The following is a 17,146-nucleotide window of genomic DNA, read 5'->3' as shown; positions in this document are numbered from 1 at the left end:
GTCCGCCTGTTCCCCAGGAGCGCGCCTGCCCGCGCGCGGCACCGCGAGGAGTGTCCGGTGGCTCTGCTCGACCTGACTCCCGAAGAACTGCTGACGACGACGCGCAGCGTGCGCAGGCGGCTCGATCTGGATCGCCCGGTCGATCCGGAACTGATCGAGGAGTGCCTGCGGACCGCGCTGCAGGCACCCTCCGGGTCGAACCGGCAGGGCTGGCACTGGATCGTGGTGACCGACCCCGAGCTGCGCGCCGGCATTGCCGAGTACTACCGCAGGAGCGCCCTCGCCTACCTGGACGGCGCCGACCGGCGCAATGCCGGCTACACCGGCGACCGGGCCGCCACCCAGGGCCGGGTCACCGACTCGGCGCGGTATCTCACCGAGAACCTGCACCGCGTGCCGGTGCTGGTGATCCCCTGCCTGGAGGGGGATGTCGCGACCATCCCGCCGCAGGCCCAGGCAGGGTTCTGGGGGTCCCTGCTGCCCGCGGTCTGGAACTTCATGCTCGCCGCGCGGCTGCGCGGGCTCGGCACGGCGTGGACGAGCCTGCACCTGGCCTACGCCGGTGAGGTCGCCGCCCTGCTGGGCATCCCGCCCGGCTACAGCCAGGGCGCGCTGATCCCCGTCGCGCACACCATCGGCACCGACTTCCGGCCGGCGGCCCGGGATCCCCTCGAGACCGTCCTGCACCGCGACCGCTGGTAGCCGCGGCCGCTGGTAGCCGCGGCCCCTGGCTGCCCCGTCCGCCCGTCCGCCCGGCACGGCTCGGGCCGCTGGTGTCGGCTCATACCTCGGGTGCCGGAACGGCTGGCGGCCGCCGGCCCCAGGCGATGGCGGTGGCGGCGGCGAGGTCGAAGAAGCCGGGGTCGGCGAGCAGGTCGAGCGCCTCGTCGAGGACGTCGGCGGCGACGAGCTGATGCTCGAGGATGTGCGGGCGCAGGCGGCTCAGGGTGAGCGCCCAGCACAGTGCGGAGGCGTTGGCCCCGCCGGTTGCCGGCAGATTGGCCGTCAGGCCGACGTCCGACAGGCCCCGGTTCAGCAGCGGTGCCGGGAACCTGCGCGCCCAGGTGGCGTCCGTACCGATCGTGACCGCGAGGACGTCCTCGACGGCGTGCATCGCCCGGCGGAAGGCCGGGTGCGGCGAGGAGTCGACGGGAAATCCGGCGATCGACTCGACGACGATCACACCGCCGGGTGCCAGCCAGGCCACCAGGCGGTCCAGGACCTGCTCGCGGGCTGGCAGGTGTTCCAGCACGAACCGCGCGTGGATGAGGTCGAACGGCCCGCCGGGCGGCTGCGGGTCGCAGGTGATGTCGTGGTGCAGGACCGTCAGGTTCGGGCCGGCGAGGTCGTCGAGCGGGCGCGGGTCGATGTCGGTCGCGACGACGTGACCGCCGGCCGGCCGGACCCGGCCCGCGAGCCAGGTCGCGACCGTGCCCGCGCCGGCGCCCACCTCCAGGCAGCGCCAGCCGGGGCCGACCCCGAGATCGTCGAGGACGCGGGCGGTGGTCGGGTCGCAGACCGCGGCCATCGCCGCCAGCCTCGCCCGCTCGCTGTCCTGCGCGCCGCCGAGCACGTCATCCCCGTAGTAACGCATGCCCTGATCATCCACTGGAACATGCTCAGCCCGCAGGCGCGGGGTGGGCTGCGAAGAAGTCCCAGATCCGCGCCGTCGCGTCGAGGGCGGTCGACGGGGTGGCGGCGCCGAGACGCTGCGCGAGGGTGTTCGGGTCGCCGCCGGGCCACTGGTGCCCGGCGCCGTCGATGGTGATCAGCTCGACGGCGCGCCCTGCGGGGCAGCGTGCGGCCGAGGTGGTGAGCACGCCCGCGACCGTCACCTGGGGCGCGGAGCAGTCGTCGTGGCTTCGCCAGGCGGCGTGCACCTCGGGAACGGGCGGGCCGTCGATACCGGCGTTGCGCCGGCTGTAGGGCTCTCCCGGAGCGCCGTCGTAGCGGATCGCCGTGTCCTGCACGCCGTGGATGTGCAGGACGGAGGCCTGTGCCGGGTCCGGGCAGTCGACCAGCATGGTCGTCGACACCGCGCCGACGCCGGCGAAGAGGTCGGTCTCGCACGCCATCCGGTACGCCATCGCGCCGCCGTTGGAGATGCCGGCGACGAACACGCGCCGCGGGTCGACCGCGATCTGGCCGCGCAGCGCCGTGACCATCTCGCTGAGGAACGCGACGTCGTCGACGCCGGAGGCCGCGGCCGGGCCACAGCACTGGCCGCCGGCGTTCCAGGAGTGGTTGGTCCCGTCGGGGAAGGCGACGAGGAAGCGGCCGCTGTCGGCGACCCGGTCCCAGTGGTAGCTGGTCTCGGCCTGGATGCCGTTGCCGTACCCGCCGTGCAGCATGACCACGAGGGGGGCGGGCTCGACCAGCCCGACCGGGCGGTACAGGTTCACCGTGCGTTCCACTCCGCCGACCGTGAGCGTCTGGCTCGACCGGCCCGCCGGGATGGCCGCCACCGAGCCCGCGGAGGACGGGGTGGGCCGCGGCTCGCCGGCCTGCCCCTGCTGCAACGGACCGGATCGCCGCTGCCCGGGCTCGCAGGACGCCAGGAGCAGGGCGAGGACGACGGCCATGAGCAGGGTGGAGCCCAGCACCACCCGCGGCCGTGGCCGCGGGGAACCGATCGAGGTCGACATACCGGCCAGAATAGGCAAGGTCCTTGCCTATCTGCAATGGGACGATGGGTCGGTGACGCAGATGTACCGCCCGTTCGCGGCACCGACGACGCCGGCGCTGCTGCAGATGGTCGCCCGCAGGCAGGCCGCCCGGGTGGCCGAGGGCTTCGCCGCCGCCGGCCTCACCGACCTGCGCCCCGGCCACGCCCAGCTGCTCGTGCCGCTGCTGGGCGGCGGGCGGCGGGTCTCCGAGCTCGCCGACGGGCTCGGTGTGACCAGGCAGGCCGTCGCGCAGGCCGTCACCGTCCTGGAGCGGGGTGGCTACGTCGAGCGGGTCGCCGATCCGGACGACGGCCGGGCGCGCCTGGTGCGCCTGACCCCGCACGGCATGACCGCCCTGCGCGCGATGCGCCGCACCGCACTCACGCTCGAGGGCGAGTGGTCGCGGCACCTCGGCCCGGACGGCCTGGACCAGCTGAGGGAGCTGCTCACCGCGCTCCTGTCCGAGGACGGTGGCGAATCCCGGAACGGCGCCGGGAACACCGCGGGCCCCTGAACCCGGGAATCATGGTTGCCCGCGATGTCGGAGATGTGCTAGACAGGTGCCCAACACGGTTTGGGCACCCGCCTAAAAGTTCTCTGCCGTGCATTCGACTGCCCCGGAGGAGAGCGGGTTGACCGACTGGAAGACGATCGATTTCTTCAACGACGAATCGCTCGTCGAGAACCCGTACCCCTATTTCGACACACTGCGTTCGGCGTGCCCGGTGCTACCGTTGCCGCATCTCGGAGTGGTGGCGGTATCCGGCTACGCCGAGGTCACCGAAGTGTATCGCGACGTGGAGACGTTCTCGTCGTGCAACTCGGTGGTGGGCCCGTTCGCGGCGTTTCCCGTACCGCTGGAGGGTGACGACGTCAGCGAGGTCATCGACACCTATCGCGACCAGCTGCCGATGAACGAGCACATGGTCACGATGGACCCGCCGATGCACACCAACGAGCGGGCGCTCGTGATGCGCATGCTGACGCCGAAACGGCTCCAGGAGAACGAGGCGTTCATCTGGGGACTTGCGGACCGGCAGCTGGACGAGTTCCTCGCCGACGGCCACTGCGAGTTCATCCGTGCCTTCGCCCAGCCGTTCTCCATGCTCGCGGTGGCCGACATCCTCGGGGTGCCGGAATCCGATCACGAGCGGTTCCGGCAGGGCTTCGGTCTCAGCACCAGCCCGGGCATGATCGGATCCGGCGGTGACGGCGACGGCGAGATGAACGCGCTCGGATGGCTGGACGAGTGGTTCACCCGGTACATCGAGAACCGGCGCGAGACCCCGCGCAACGATGTGCTGACCCAGATGGCGTCGGCGGTGTACCCCGACGGCAGCACGCCGGACGTCGTCGCCGTCGTCCGGGCCGCCACGTTCCTGTTCGCCGCGGGGCAGGAGACCACCGCCCGACTGCTCGGCGGCGTCCTGAAGTACCTCGCCGAGAACCCGGAGGTCCAGGACGAGCTGCGGGCGCACCGGGAGCTCATCCCCGACCTGATCGAGGAGACGCTCCGGCTCGAGAGCCCGGTCAAGACGGACTTCCGGCTCGCTCGGCGGACGACCACGATCGGTGGTGTCGAGGTGACCGCCGGAACCCCGGTGATGTTGCTCAACGGAGCGGCCAACCGCGATCCGCGGCACTTCGAATGCCCGGCGGAGTTCCGCATCGACCGGCAGAACCTGCGCCAGCACGTCGCCTTCGGGCGCGGGGTGCACTCCTGCCCCGGTGGTCCGCTCGCCCGGGTCGAGGGCCGGATCAGCCTCGAGCGCATCCTGGACCGCACCCGCGACATCCAGCTCGCCGAGAAGCACCACGGGCCGCCCGGCGACCGCCGCTTCAACTACGAGCCGACGTGGCTCCTGCGGGGTCTCACCGAGCTGCACCTGGAGTTCACCCCGGTCGAGGGCAGCGGCCGATGAGCCGGGTCGCCGTCGTCACCGGCGCAGCGTCCGGCATCGGCCTCGGCGTGGCCGAGCAGTTCGTCGCCGACGGGTACCACGTCGCGCTACTCGACCGCGACGGTGACGCGGCCGGCGCGGCGGCGGAGCGTCTCGCCGCCGTCGGCGCGAGGACACTCGCGGTGGCGGTGGACGTCGGTGACCGCGAGGCGGTGCAGGCCGCCTTCGAGCAGGTGCACACCGCGCTCGGGCCGACCGAGATCCTGGTGACCAGCGCGGGCATCGAGTCGTTCGTCCCGCTCCTCGACCTGACCCCGCAGGCGTGGGACCACATGCTCGCCGTGAACCTCACCGGGACGTTCAGCTGCGTCCAGGCCGCCGTTCCCGGCATGATCGAGGCGAGGTGGGGGCGGATCGTCACCATCTCCTCGTCCAGCGCCCAGTCCGGCGCGCCGAACATGGCCCACTACGCCGCCTCCAAGGGCGGGGTCATCGGTCTCACGAAGTCGCTCGCACGGGAGCTCGCCGTCCACGGCATCACGGTGAACACGATTCCGCCGACGCTCGTCGACACCCCGATGGCCCGTCGCGGCGAGGCCGAGGGCGGTGTCCCCGGCATCGACGTGATCGCGGCCATGGTCCCGCTCGGCCGGGCGGGAACACCGGCGGACATCGCCGGCGCCTGTTCCTACCTCTGCTCGGAGGCCGGTGGTTACGTCACCGGCCAGATCATCGGTGTGAACGGCGGCATGTACATCTGACGTCGCTCCCACTGCCCAGATAACCGGCCGCAGGATCCGGGTGCCGGGGCTGCGCCGCCCCGGGTGCCCGGTGCCCGGTGCCCGCGCCGGGCGCCGGGCGCCGGGGCCCGGGCGCGGCGGCCGGTCTGCCCGCGATGAGAGCATCCGTACCATGCCAGCGAGCAGACGGGCGCTTCTCATCGCGGCCGCGGCGGGCGGTCTCGCCGCGGGATGCGGAACGGACAGCCCGCCGCCGAGCGGTTCCCCTCCCGCCGGCGGTGCCGGCACGGCAGGCGGCGGCACCCCGCCGCCCGCCGGTGATCCGCCTCCGTCCGGCCAGGTGGCGACCTCGCCCACCGTCGGGCCCGTCGCGGTGCGGCGGACGACGTTCGCAAGCACGGCACGAGGCCGCCCCGTCGACATGGTCGTGGTCGCCCCCACCCCCGCGGGCGCGGGCGAGCTGCCGGTCTGCCTGGTGCTGCACGGGCGCGGCGACAACGCCGACCGGGCGGTCGGCCTGCTGGGGCTCGACGCGCATCTGACGGCCGCGCTGGCGACCGGCACGGCACCGTTCGCACTGGTCACCCTCGACGGCGGGGAGACCTACTGGCACCGCCGTGCCTCGGGGGACAACCCCGAGGTCATGATCATTGGCGAGGTACTCCCCCGGCTCGCCGCGCAGGGGCTGCGCACCGACCGGATCGCGGCAGCGGGCTGGTCGATGGGCGGCTACGGCGCGCTCCTCCTCGCGCGCCGCCATCCCGGTCTGGTGGTGGCCGTCGCCGCGAGCAGCCCCGCGATGTGGCACTCCTACCGGGCCAGCGCACCCGGCGCCTTCGACTCCTCCGCCGACTTCACCGAGCACGCGATCCTGGGGACGCCGCCGGTGCCGGGCGTCGCCTACCGCATCGACTGCGGCGATGCGGACCCGTTCTCCAGCGTCTCCCGCGAGGCGGCGGACGCCCTGCAGGCGCAGGAGCGGAACTTCGGCCCCGGCGGCCACACCCCTGCCTACTGGAGCGCGGCGATCCCGGCCCAGCTCGCCTTCCTCGGCCGCCAGCTTGCCCGTGCGGCCCGGGCCCCGGGCCGCACGGGCGGGTGAAGACCGGCCCCCAAAGATCATTTTTGCGAAGGGGCGCACGTCAACACCGATGACTATCTTGACGACCGGAGAGGACAGCCGACGCCGGCGTCGCAGGCCCGGTGACCCGACGGCCGGCCCGGTCAGGCAGGCGGGTCTGGGGGATCCGGACCTGACCCGATCGGCGCGAAGCCGGCGAGAACGCCGGTGAGCGCGGCGATCGCGCAGGCCAGGCCGACCACCGTCCACATGGTGGTGTGCAGGCCGACCAGTTCGGCCAGGCCGCCGATCAGCGGTGGCCCGGCCAGCCAGCCGGCGTAGCCGACCGAGCTGACCAGCGCGATCGCCGGCCCGGCGGGCGCGCCGGCGCGCACCGCCCGCTGGCCCGCGGCGGAGAACGCCGCCGGCACGACGCAGGCCAGCCCGGCGCCGAGCACGGCGAAACCGGCGATCCCCAGCACGGTGCCCGACGGCGTGTCGGCGGCGGCGAGGGCGAGGGCGAACACGACCGCGGAGGCGAACGCGAGCGGGCGGATCGTGCGCCGCACACCGTGGGTCTCCACCAGGCGGTCCCCCATCAGCCGCACGCCGAGCATGCACGTCATGTAGGCCACCAGACCCACGCCGGCCAGACCCGGCGACGCGCCGGTGACGTCGGTCAGGTACACCGCGCTCCAGTCGGCCGCGATGCCCTCGCCCAGGTAGCTCGCAAAGGTGATCATCGTCAGCGGGAGAAGCGGCACCGCCCAGCGCAACGAGGGCAGGCGCCTCCGGCTCCGTCCGCGCCGGAGCCGGCGCGGCGAAGCCCGGGGCCGGCCCGCCGGCCCCGGTGCGCGGGCCGCGTCAGCCGGAGGAGCAGGGTCGACCGGAAGGGCGTGGGTACCTGGAAGAGCCGGGTCAGCGGGAAGGGCCGGGTCAGCGGGAAGGGCCACGCTCGCCGGCCGGATCGGCCGGGTCGGCCGATCACCGCCGAGCATCCAGCCGGTGACAGGCAGCGCACCGGCGGTCGCGGCGGCTCCCAGCACCAGGAACTGCAGACCCAGGGAGAGGTCGAGGGCCGCGGCCCCGGCCCCCAGCACCGCGCCCGCGAGGGCGCCACCCGTCCAGGCCGCGTGCACCGTCATCATGATCCGGCGGCCGAACCGGTCCTCGACGATGGCAGCCTGGGCGTTGCTCGCGACGTCCAGCGCGCAGGCCAGCGCGCTCCAGAGCGCGAGCACCGCGAACAGCGACGGCACGCCGGACACCACGACCAGCCCGAGGGCCGCCGCGGCGTAGCCGACGAGCGTCACCCTGACCATGGCGCGGCTGCCGAGCCGACCGACCAGGAACCCGGCGATCGAGATGGTGGCGAGTGCACCGGCAGGGCCGCCGAGCAGGGCGAGGCCCAGCTCGCCGTCGGAGAGACCCAGCTCCTCCTTCACCTGGGGGATCCGCGGGGCCCAGGACGCGAACAGCAGTGCCAGGACGAAGAAGCACACCATCGTCGCGGCCCGGGCCCGGGACAGCTCGCGTAGCGCCTCGGCGTCCACCGCGGGTGGAACGGCCTCGTCCGTCACTGACCGCGCCAAGGCGGGTTCTCCTGTCTCAGGCCAGGCCGCGCAGCATCAGGTTCCAGTAGAGCGCGGGCAACCCGTAGCGCTTCAGCAGGTACATGTCCCGCCGGGCCCGGGTGGTGTCGATCAGGGGGAGGGTCGGGGCCGGCCGCATCGAGTAGTCGAACTCGGCGAGCACCATCCGGTCTCGGGCGGTGACGATCGGGCAGGACGTGTAGCCGTCGTAGCGGGCCGCCGGCTCCTGCCCCGCGAGGACGGCCTGCAGGTTCGCGGCGACCACCGGCGCCTGCTTGCGGATCGCGGCCCCGGTCTTGGAGGTCGGCAGGTTCGCCACGTCGCCGAGCGCGAAGACGTCCGGATACCGGGTGTGGCGCAGGGTGTGCGGGTCGACGGTGACGTACCCGCCGGGATCGTCGGGGCCCGCCAGCGGACCGGTCCGGATCCAGTCCGGAGCCCGCTGCGGCGGGGTGACATGCATGAGGTCATAGTCCAGGTCGGCGGTGCCACCGGTGGCGAGATCACGCAGGACGGCCTGCCGCCGCCCGGGGCGGATCTCGGTGAGCTCGGTGGACAGCCGCAGCTCCAGGCCGTACCGATCGACCGCCGCCTCGAGCGCCGGCAGGTACTCGGCGACCCGGAACAGCGCGGAGGCGCCGAAGGCGAGCACGACCCGGATGTCGCGGGCCACCCCGGTGCGGCGCCAGTAGTCAGCGGCCAGGAAGGCGATCTTCAGAGGTGCACCGCCGCACTTCACCGGCGTCGACGGCATCGTGAACACGGCGGTGCCCGACCGCAGGTTGCGGATGAAGTTCCAGGTCGCCGGGGCGAACTCGTAGCTGTAGTTGCTGGACACCCCCTCGCGGCCGAGGGTCTGTTCCAGACCGGGGACGGCATCCCAGCACAGCTGCAACCCGGGCGCCACGACCAGCGTCTGGTACGCCAACCGCACGCCGCTGGCAAGCCGGACGATCCGGGCGTCCGGGTCGATCTCGACCGCCCCCTCGGGGTACCAGCGGACGCCACGGGGCAGCACGTCCTGCTCAGGCCGTGCGGTGCGCTCCACCGGCGCCCGGCCACCGCCGACCAGCGTCCACAGGGGCTGGTAGTAGTGCGTGCTGGACGGTTCGACCAGCGCCACGTCCGCCAGCCCGGCGCGACGCAACCGGGCCGCGACGCTCACCCCGGCCGTGCCGCCCCCAATGATCAGCACTCGGTGCCTGGCTGCGATGCCACTCAACGTGGACCTCCCGATCCTGCGGGTACCGAGTCATCTCCCCGTACGGGTCTCGTACGGTTCGACGCTACGTTCGGAGTCCGGGCCGGAACGAGCGGTGCACGCCGAGGTGGCGTACCTGGCACACCAAGGGGACGGTCAGCCGCCGCCCTCCCCCGGCGGGGTGGCGATCCGCGAGGACTGCAGCGCCTTCTTCGCCATCTTGCCGGTCGGGGTCCTGGGTAGATCGGCCACGAAGTCGAACCTGCGCGGGATCTTGTAGGACGCGATCCGCCCGCGCAGGAACTCCGCCAGCTCGGCGGCGAGCGCGGGCCCGGGTGGCACACCGGGCGCCGGCTGCACCAGCGCCAGCACCGACTCGCCCATCTCCTCGTCCGGCATCCCGACCACGGCGACGTCGAACACCTTCGGATGCAGCACCAGGCTGTTCTCGATCTCCTGCGGATAGATGTTCACCCCGCCGGAGATGATGATGAACACCTTGCGGTCGGTGAGATAGAGATAGCCGTCGGCGTCGGTGTGCCCCACATCGCCGACCGTGATCCAGGTCGGGTGGTCCGGGTGCCGGGACCCGGCCGTCTTCTCCGGGTCGTTGTGGTACTCGAACAGCGGGTCGTCCCGCTCGAAGTAGACGGTCCCGGTCTCGCCCGTCGGCACCGGGGCTCCGTCATCCCCGCAGATGTGCAGAATGCCCAGCCTGGCCCGGCCGACGGATCCGGGCCGGCGCAGCCATTCCGGACTGGTGATGAACGTGGTCCCGATGGCCTCGGTGGCGGCGTAGTACTCGTAGAGAATCGGCCCCCACCAGTCGATCATCGCCTGCTTCACCTCGACGGGGCACGGCGCGGCCGCGTGGATGGCCACCCGGTGACTCGACAGGTCGTGCAGTTCCCGGTCCGCGGCCGGCAGTTTCAGCATGCGCACGAACATGGTCGGCACCCACTGGCTGTGTGTCACCCGGTACCGCGCGATCGCGGCCAGCGCCGCCCGCGCGTCGAAACGGCGCATCAGGACGACCGTGCCGCCCAGGGCGAGGACGACGCCGGTGTACCGCAGCGGCGCCGCATGATAGATCGGCGCGGGCGAGAGGTAGACGGTGTCGGCATCGAATCCGTACATCGGCGTGAGCAGCCCGACGTACAGGTCACCGGGCTCGTGGACCTCCCGCTCCGGCAGTGCCTTGCGGATTCCCTTCGGCCGGCCGGTCGTGCCGGAGGAATACAGCATGTCCGCCCCGCGGGGCTGCACCGGAAGCGGCTCCGGCGAGACGGAGCGGAGCGCGGCATCGTAGTCGTCATGGTTCTCGGCCGCCCCGCCGAACACCAGCCGGACCCGCACCGCGGGCGTGTCCGGAACGACCTTCTCGGCGATGTCACGCAGCACGCCCGAGACGACCAGGGCACCCGCGTCGCAGTCGTTCACGATGTAGCTGGCCTCGGCCGCCGAGAGATGACTGTTGACGGCGGTCAGGTAAAGCCCGGAGCGCATCGCGGCCCAGTACACCTCGAACGCGCGCGGGGAGTTGTCGGTCAGCAGGGCGATGTGGTCGCCGCGGCGGAAACCGGCGTCGTACAGATACCGGGCCAGCCGCGCGGAACGGTCCTCGAGTTCGCGGTAGGTCAGCCGCTCCCCCGTTTCCGCCACGACCACGGCAGCCTTGTCAGGAAAGCGCTCGGCGTGTACCCCCGGATACATTCGTTCCCTCTCCGTCGGTCGTCTCTAGCGGGAAGGGCCGGTCGCGTGCGGATGACGGGACACCAGGGCAGGTTAGGCCAGTGGAGGCGGCGTTGTCCGGCCGTTGCCGGACCCCCGGGCCGCGGTCCTGCTCCCGGCCCTGCCAGTTCCTCCCGGCCCTGCCAGTTCCTCCCGGCCCTGCCGGTTCCGTCGACCTGAGGCGCGCCGGGGCCGGAGAATGGGCGGGTGCTGACTGCGTTGCGCCGAGGCAAGGCCAGGGTCCAGGTGTCGGACGTCGCTCTGGAGGGAGACGATCTTGCGGGTGCCGTCGGCGCCGTCGCCGCGCGGCTGCGGGGCGTGCGCCGGGTGGCCGTGGTCGCCACCCCCACCCTGGAGACGGTCGTCGCCATCGCGGGCGCGGTGGAGGCCGGCGTCACCGTGGTCACGATCAATCCGCAGGCGGGCGAGACGGAGCGGGCCTACGTCCTGAAGGACAGCGCACCCGACCTGGTCCTCGACGAGGTCGACCTGACCGCCCGCTCAGCGCTGCCCCCCGGGGCGGCCGGGGCTGGCGGGGCTGGCGCCGAAGCGCCCGCGCTTGTCATCTACACCTCGGGGACGACCGGGCCGCCGAAGGGCGCGGTCATCCCCCGGCGGGCGATCGCCGCGAACATCGACGCGCTCGCGGACGCCTGGGCCTGGTCACCGGACGACGTGCTCGGGCACGCCCTGCCGCTCTTCCACGTGCACGGGCTCGTGCTGGGCACGCTGGGCCCGCTGCGGATCGGCTCCGCGCTGCGGCACGTGGCACGCTTCGCGCCGGTGCCCGGCGGGACGCTGTACTTCGCGGTGCCCACCATGTGGTCCCGGGTGCCGGAGCCGGCGGCTTTCGCGTCGGCCCGCCTGCTCGTCTCGGGCTCGGCGGCACTGCCGGTCCCGGTGTTCGACCGGTTCGTGGCCCAGGCCGGCCAGCGGGTCGCGGAACGTTACGGCCTGACGGAGACCCTCATCAACACCGCCGCGCGGGCCGACGGCGACCGCCGGCCGGGCGTTGTCGGTGCCCCGCTGCGCGGCGTCGAGGTCCGCGTCACCGGGGCGGAGGAGTTCGGCCCGGTGGAGGTGCGCGGTCCGAACGTGTTCACCGGCTACCTGGGCAATCCGGTGGCGACAGCGGCGGCGCTCGCGCCGGACGGCTGGTTCGCCACCGGTGACCTCGGGGTGTTCGAACCGGACGGGCAGCTGCGCATCGTCGGCCGGCAGAGCACCGACCTCATCAAGTCGGGCGGTTACAAGATCGGCGCCGGGGAGATCGAGAACGCACTTCTCGCCCATCCCGCGGTCGCCGAGGCCGCAGTCATCGGCGTTCCCGACGACGACCTGGGCCAGCGGATCGTGGCGGTCGTCGTCACCCGTGACACTGTCGAGGCCGCTGACCTGATCGATCACGTCGCGTCGACGCTGGCGCCACACAAGCGCCCGCGGGAGATCCGCTTCGCGACGTCCCTGCCGCGCAACCCGATGGGCAAGGTCCAGAAGAAGCTACTGCTCACCTGAGCGACGGGAGCGGACGAACGTGAGACTCGGATTCTCGATGCCGCACATGCTGCGGCTGAAGGCCACCTGCCAGCCGTGGGAGGCCCAGGTGACCGGCGCGGACCAGACCCGCCTGGCCCGCTGGGCGGAACAGCTCGACTACGCGATGATCAGCCTGCCGGAGCACCACGTCATTCCGGAAAGCCACGTCGAGCTGTCCGGCCCGCACTACTTCCACGCCTACTCCGGGATGGCCTACCTGGCGGGTGCCACCGAGCGGATCCGGGTCAACTCCTGCATCGCGATCCTGCCGTTACAGAATCCCGTGGTGACGGCGAAGTCGCTGGCAACGACGGACTGGTTGTCCAGCGGGCGGGTCACCGTCACCTTCGGTGTCGGGTGGCTGGCCGAGGAGTTCGAGATCCTCGGTGTCCCGTTCCGGGAACGCGGCGCCATCGCGGAGGAGTACGTCCAGGCGATCATCGAGCTGTGGACGGCGGAGAAACCCGCCTTCGAGGGCCGTTACGTCTCCTTCCGGGACGTCGCCTTCGAGCCGAAGCCGGTGCAGCGCCCGCACCCGCCGGTGTGGTTCGGCGGCGACGCCGACCCCGTCCTGCGGCGCACCGCCCGTTACGCGTCGGGGTGGTGGCCGTTCCTCACGAAGCCCGAGGACATTCCGGCGCGGCTGGACTTCATCCGCTCGCAGCCGGACTACAACGGCCGGCTCTCCGAGGTGTACTACGGGTTCGCCACCTCCCGGGTCGGTGAGGGCCACAGCGTCCAGACGGATCCGCGGGCCCGGCCGGGCATGACCAGGCAGGAGATCATTGACCGGCTGGGCTGGTTCTCCGAACTCGGCGTCACCATGAGCTCGGTACCCATTCCCGCCGTCAACGACATCCAGGAATACTACGATTACACCCAGTGGGTGGCCGAGGAGATCATGCCCGCGATCGCCTGATTCCCGGTCTGCGGCGCCGCCCCGGGAGGGCGGCCGCTCGACCAGAGCGAATCGGTCAGGCGACGATCCAGCTGGGGAACCACATGCGGTCCCGCCAGTCGTTCAGCGGAATCACCTGCCAGGCCAGCAGCGGGTAGAAGTAGGCGAACAGCAGGATGGCCACGATGAGGTAGCTGCCGACGGCCACCGCCCCCGCCAGGCGGCGCGTGTCGGACGCGGTGCGGGGGCCGAGAACCAGGCCGGCCGACATCGTGATCCCGAGGATCAGGAACGGCAGCAGCGGCAGCGCGTAGAAGAAGAACATCGTGCGGTCCGGGAACGCCAGCCAGGGCAGGAACGACGAGCCGAAGCCGACGAGCACCAGGGCGGCGCGCCAGTCGCGCCGGCTGACCCACAGCGCGATCATCGCCGCCATGGCGGCGGACCCGACCCACCAGACCGCCGGGTTACCGAGCGCCAGCACCTCGCGGGCGCAGCCCTCCGCGGCCTGGCAGCCCTGCTGGCCGAACGGAACGCCCTCGTAGTCGTAGGCCACCGGACGCCCCATCACCAGCCAGCTCATCGGCATCGACTGGGCGACGTGCGGGGAGGACAGGTGCTCGTGAAAGTTCAGGATCGCCTGCTGGTAGGACCACCAGCCACGCCAGGCGGCGACGAACCCGTCGCCGTGCTCGTGCCGGCGCCACCCGCCGTCGGTGGCGAACCAGCCCGTCCAGGTGGCCAGGAACGTGACGATCGGCAGCAGGACGTAGCAGCCCACCCAGGCGGGGGCGTCGCGGCGCAGCGCCCCGCGCCCCGGCATGGCGGCGCCGGCGGTGCGCCGGGCGCCGATGTCCCAGGCCAGGGCGAGCGCGGCGAACCCGACCAGGGTGTAGAGCGCGCTCCATTTCACCCCCATGGACGCGCCCAGGCACAGCCCGGCGGCGATCCGCCACGGCCGCCACCCGAGCCGGGGCCCGTACCGCGCCGCACGCTCGTCGGGCGCGGCGCCGTCGGCCGCGAGACGGGCGGCGAGGCGGGCGCGGCCGTGGTCGCGGTCGAGCACGAGGCAGGCCAGTGCCAGGACGAGGCCCGTCATCAGGAAGATGTCGAGGATGCCGATCCGGCTCTGGACGAAGGCGAGCCCGTCCAGCGCGAGCAGCAGGCCGGCGACGCAGCCGAGCAGGGTGGACCGGAACATCCGCCGCGCGAGCCGGGTGAGCACCAGCACGGCGAGGGTGCCGAAGAACGCGGAGGCGAACCGCCATCCGAGCTCGGGACTGCCGTGCGGCACCCCGGCGCAGTCGATGTAGCCGAAGACCTTCTCGGACGCGGCGATGAACCACTTGCCCAGCGGTGGGTGCACGACGAAGGCAGGCCCGGAGCAGGTGTTGCTGTCCACCTCGTAGCCCGCGGTCATCAGGCCCCAGGCGTCCTTGGTGTAGTAGACCTCGTCGAAGTAGATGCCCTTCGGCTCGGTCAGCTGCCAGAACCGCAGCAGGCCGGCGACGACGGTGACGGCGAGGGCCGCTGCCCAGCCGAGCACCCGATCGGTCGGCATCGGCGGACAGAGCCGGTCCCTCAGCACCTCGTCGGCCCGGTCGCTGCCGGCGGCCGGGCCGGGACCGGCCGCGGCCTGCCCGGAGCCGCCAGAGCCGTCGGCGGCGCCAGCGGCGCCGCGGGACCGGAGGGCGGCGACGCGGTCCGGGAGACGCCGCCGCCCAGGCCCGCCCCCGCCCGGCCGCGGCGTGCCCGCCGTACCGGGGCCGGTCGCGGAGGCGGCGGGGTCAGCCGTCGTCGGTGCCGTCACGCGTCCAGCGTAGGTGGTGACGGGGTGGAACCTTGCCTCCGATATCCACACAAAGGCGGCCGGAGCGTCTCAGTGGATGGCGATCCGGTGCGGGTTGCCCGAGCAATGATTTTTCGTCGAAGCCGTATTGCGGGTCCAGTAACCACGATACGGTCATGTCGGCCGGCCAGGAGACGCTCGCGGAGCCCCGGCCGGATCGCTACCACGTACGGAGGTCGATCATGTTCTCCTATGCTGGCCGCAGAGCCCTGATAACCGGGGGTGGCCGCGGCATCGGCCGGGCGATCGCACTGGCCTACGCGAAGGCCGGGGCTGACATCGCCGTCGCCGCCCGCAGCCCCGGGCAGCTCGACGACACCGTCCGGGAGATCAAGGAGCTGGGCCGGGAGGCGTGGGCGCTGCCCGTCGACCTGACCGCCCGCGGCGCCCCGCAGGACCTGGTCACCCGCGCGCTCGACGTGATGGGGCGGATCGACGTCCTCGTGAACTCGGCCGGTGACACCGGGCGGCTCGAGCGCTCCACCTTCGATCTCACCGACGACGACGTCGACCACGTCTACCAGCTGCATGTGAAGTCGGCGCTGTTCACCTCGATCAGGGCCGCGGAGTCGATGGTGCGCCTGGGCATTCCCGGCGCCATTCTCAACATCACCTCGACCGGCGGCCTGTTCCCGACACCCGGCGCCGTGCTCTACGGGTCGGCGAAGTCGGCCATCAATCATCTGACCTCGACGCTGGGCATGGAGTTCGGCACGCACGGGATCCGGGTGAACGCGATCGCGCCCGGCCTCATCGACACCCCGCTCGTCGCCGACCGGCTGGTCTCCGAGGAGGACCAGATCGATCTGGCGTCGTTCTACCCGATCAACCGGGTGGGCCACGTCGACGACGTCTCCGCCGCGGCGCTCTACCTGTGCTCGGCGGAGGCCGGCTGGGTCTCCGGCGTGACCCTGCTGATCAACGGTGGTCAGCACGCGTCGAACGCGATGTTCCGCTGGCCGCGCAGGCACAACGAGGTACCGGCCGGACGCCGGATCTGACGGCCGATCAGTAGCACAATCGAACCACGATCCGAGCGCCGCGGTGGGTCAACGCGAACGCGAGGAAAGCACCAGCAGGACCAGCGGGTCGGTGGCTCCCGGGCGGGGCACCGGCAGGAGGAGGAACGACGGATGGCCGTGATCGCCGTGGAGAGACTGAGCGAGCACGTCGGAGTGGAGATCCTCGGTGTCGACGTCGAGCGCCTGCGCGCCGACGACGATCTGCCGGGGGCCTGCACAGCCGCGCTGGAGGAGTACGGCGTGCTACTTTTCCGCGAGTTACACGCTGACGACGAGAGCCAGGTGGAGTTCTGCCGGAAGCTGGGCAGCCTGGCGAAGTCCGCCAAGTACCGGATCCCCGAGGTCACCGAGATCAGCTTCGACCCGGCGAACCCGAACGCCGAGTACTTCCGCAGCAACGACCGCTGGCACCTCGACGGCTGCCTCGACGCCGTGCCCCCGCCGAAGGCCGGGGTGCTCAGCGCCCACGTGGTCGCCGCCGAGGGCGGCGAGACGGAGTTCGCCAGCACCTACAACGCGTACGAGGCCCTCTCCGCCGCGGAGAAGGAGCGCTTCGCGAAGCTGCGGGTGGTGCACACCTTCGAGGCCGTGCAGCGCCACAGCTACCCGGACCCGACACCGGAGCAGCTGGCGGAGTGGGCGTCCCGGCCGGAACGGACGCACCCGCTGGTCTGGGGGCAGCGCTCCGGCCGTCGCTCGCTCGTGATCGGGTCGACGACGTCCCACGTGGTGGGGCTGGAGGCCACCGACGGCCGGCAGCTGCTCGACGAGCTGGAGCAGCGCACCACCACGCCCGACCGGGTACTGCGCCACACCTGGACGGTGGGCGACATGGTGATCTGGGACAACCGCGGCCTCGTCCACCGGGCCTGCGAGTTCGACCGCTCGAAGCCGCGCGTCATGCACCGGACGACCCTCCTCGGCGACGAGCCGATCCAGTAGGCCAGGCG

At 72.4% G+C, this 17,146-nt stretch carries 15 protein-coding genes; 9 read left to right on the top strand and 6 right to left on the bottom strand.

Features of this window, described 5'->3' with window-relative positions; genetic code table 11:
• The first annotated feature begins 57 nt into the window (after positions 1-57).
• On the top strand, positions 58-702 hold the full coding sequence (locus tag AB1460_RS02855) for a nitroreductase family protein (protein WP_368958965.1): 645 nt from the start codon (positions 58-60) through the stop codon (positions 700-702).
• 79 nt (positions 703-781) lie between these two features.
• Here the strand turns inward: AB1460_RS02855 and AB1460_RS02850 are convergent, their stop codons facing one another.
• The gene (locus AB1460_RS02850) at positions 782-1,594 is read right to left on the bottom strand and encodes a class I SAM-dependent methyltransferase (protein ID WP_368958964.1); all 813 of its coding nucleotides are present in this window, start codon (positions 1,592-1,594) and stop codon (positions 782-784) included.
• Between the two features lie 25 nt (positions 1,595-1,619).
• Positions 1,620-2,582 carry an alpha/beta hydrolase family esterase gene (locus AB1460_RS02845; protein WP_420497179.1) on the bottom strand — a complete coding sequence of 321 codons (963 nt, stop codon included), beginning with the start codon at positions 2,580-2,582 and terminating at the stop codon, positions 1,620-1,622.
• A 124-nt stretch (positions 2,583-2,706) separates the two neighbouring features.
• Between AB1460_RS02845 and AB1460_RS02840 the strand changes: the two genes are divergently transcribed.
• The 4 genes from AB1460_RS02840 to AB1460_RS02825 all read left to right on the top strand — a co-directional run bounded on the left by AB1460_RS02840 (position 2,707) and on the right by AB1460_RS02825 (position 6,409).
• A complete protein-coding gene (locus AB1460_RS02840) occupies positions 2,707-3,180 on the top strand; it encodes a MarR family winged helix-turn-helix transcriptional regulator (RefSeq protein WP_368959040.1) in 474 nt (157 codons plus the stop codon).
• A gap of 118 nt (positions 3,181-3,298) precedes the next feature.
• Positions 3,299-4,588, top strand: coding sequence for a cytochrome P450 (locus AB1460_RS02835; protein WP_368958962.1), 1,290 nt, complete (start codon positions 3,299-3,301; stop codon positions 4,586-4,588).
• Positions 4,585-5,328 (top strand): SDR family oxidoreductase, encoded by a 744-nt coding sequence (locus AB1460_RS02830; RefSeq protein ID WP_368958961.1) that lies wholly within the window; start codon positions 4,585-4,587, stop codon positions 5,326-5,328. Before AB1460_RS02835 ends, AB1460_RS02830 begins: the two co-directional genes overlap by 4 nt.
• A 151-nt stretch (positions 5,329-5,479) precedes the next feature.
• Entirely contained in the window at positions 5,480-6,409 is a 930-nt protein-coding gene (locus AB1460_RS02825; protein ID WP_368958960.1) for an alpha/beta hydrolase, read from the top strand.
• A gap of 122 nt (positions 6,410-6,531) precedes the next feature.
• Here AB1460_RS02825 and AB1460_RS02820 read toward each other — a convergent pair whose 3' ends face one another.
• The 3 genes from AB1460_RS02820 to AB1460_RS02810 form a co-directional block, all read right to left on the bottom strand.
• Entirely contained in the window at positions 6,532-7,959 is a 1,428-nt protein-coding gene (locus AB1460_RS02820; protein WP_368958959.1) for an MFS transporter, read from the bottom strand.
• A 16-nt stretch (positions 7,960-7,975) separates the two neighbouring features.
• Positions 7,976-9,181 carry an NAD(P)/FAD-dependent oxidoreductase gene (locus AB1460_RS02815; RefSeq protein ID WP_368958958.1) on the bottom strand — a complete coding sequence of 402 codons (1,206 nt, stop codon included), beginning with the start codon at positions 9,179-9,181 and terminating at the stop codon, positions 7,976-7,978.
• A 135-nt stretch (positions 9,182-9,316) separates the two neighbouring features.
• Positions 9,317-10,873 carry an acyl-CoA synthetase gene (locus AB1460_RS02810; RefSeq protein WP_368958956.1) on the bottom strand — a complete coding sequence of 519 codons (1,557 nt, stop codon included), beginning with the start codon at positions 10,871-10,873 and terminating at the stop codon, positions 9,317-9,319.
• A gap of 225 nt (positions 10,874-11,098) precedes the next feature.
• On the opposite strand from AB1460_RS02810, the gene AB1460_RS02805 reads away from it, so the two are divergent.
• Together AB1460_RS02805 and AB1460_RS02800 are read left to right on the top strand one after the other, a co-directional pair.
• Positions 11,099-12,406, top strand: coding sequence for an AMP-binding protein (locus AB1460_RS02805; RefSeq protein WP_368958955.1), 1,308 nt, complete (start codon positions 11,099-11,101; stop codon positions 12,404-12,406).
• 19 nt (positions 12,407-12,425) lie between these two features.
• Complete coding sequence (locus AB1460_RS02800; RefSeq protein ID WP_368958954.1) at positions 12,426-13,346, top strand: TIGR03619 family F420-dependent LLM class oxidoreductase; 921 nt, start codon at positions 12,426-12,428, stop codon at positions 13,344-13,346.
• 55 nt (positions 13,347-13,401) lie between these two features.
• Here AB1460_RS02800 and AB1460_RS02795 read toward each other — a convergent pair whose 3' ends face one another.
• Positions 13,402-15,135, bottom strand: a complete 1,734-nt coding sequence (locus AB1460_RS02795; RefSeq protein ID WP_420497175.1) for a dolichyl-phosphate-mannose--protein mannosyltransferase — start codon at positions 15,133-15,135, stop codon at positions 13,402-13,404.
• 155 nt (positions 15,136-15,290) lie between these two features.
• On the opposite strand from AB1460_RS02795, the gene AB1460_RS02790 reads away from it, so the two are divergent.
• Together AB1460_RS02790 and AB1460_RS02785 are read left to right on the top strand one after the other, a co-directional pair.
• The gene (locus tag AB1460_RS02790; RefSeq protein WP_368958953.1) at positions 15,291-16,175 is read left to right on the top strand and encodes an SDR family NAD(P)-dependent oxidoreductase; all 885 of its coding nucleotides are present in this window, start codon (positions 15,291-15,293) and stop codon (positions 16,173-16,175) included.
• Between the two features lie 132 nt (positions 16,176-16,307).
• Positions 16,308-17,138: a TauD/TfdA dioxygenase family protein gene (locus tag AB1460_RS02785; RefSeq protein ID WP_368958952.1), complete on the top strand. Its 831-nt coding sequence runs from the start codon at positions 16,308-16,310 to the stop codon at positions 17,136-17,138.
• Positions 17,139-17,146: the final 8 nt, after the last annotated feature.

The organism is Parafrankia sp. FMc2, assembly GCF_041008525.1.
Taxonomy (GTDB): Bacteria; Actinomycetota; Actinomycetes; order Frankiales; family Frankiaceae; genus Parafrankia.
This window is presented reverse-complemented; position numbering and strand designations above follow the sequence as displayed.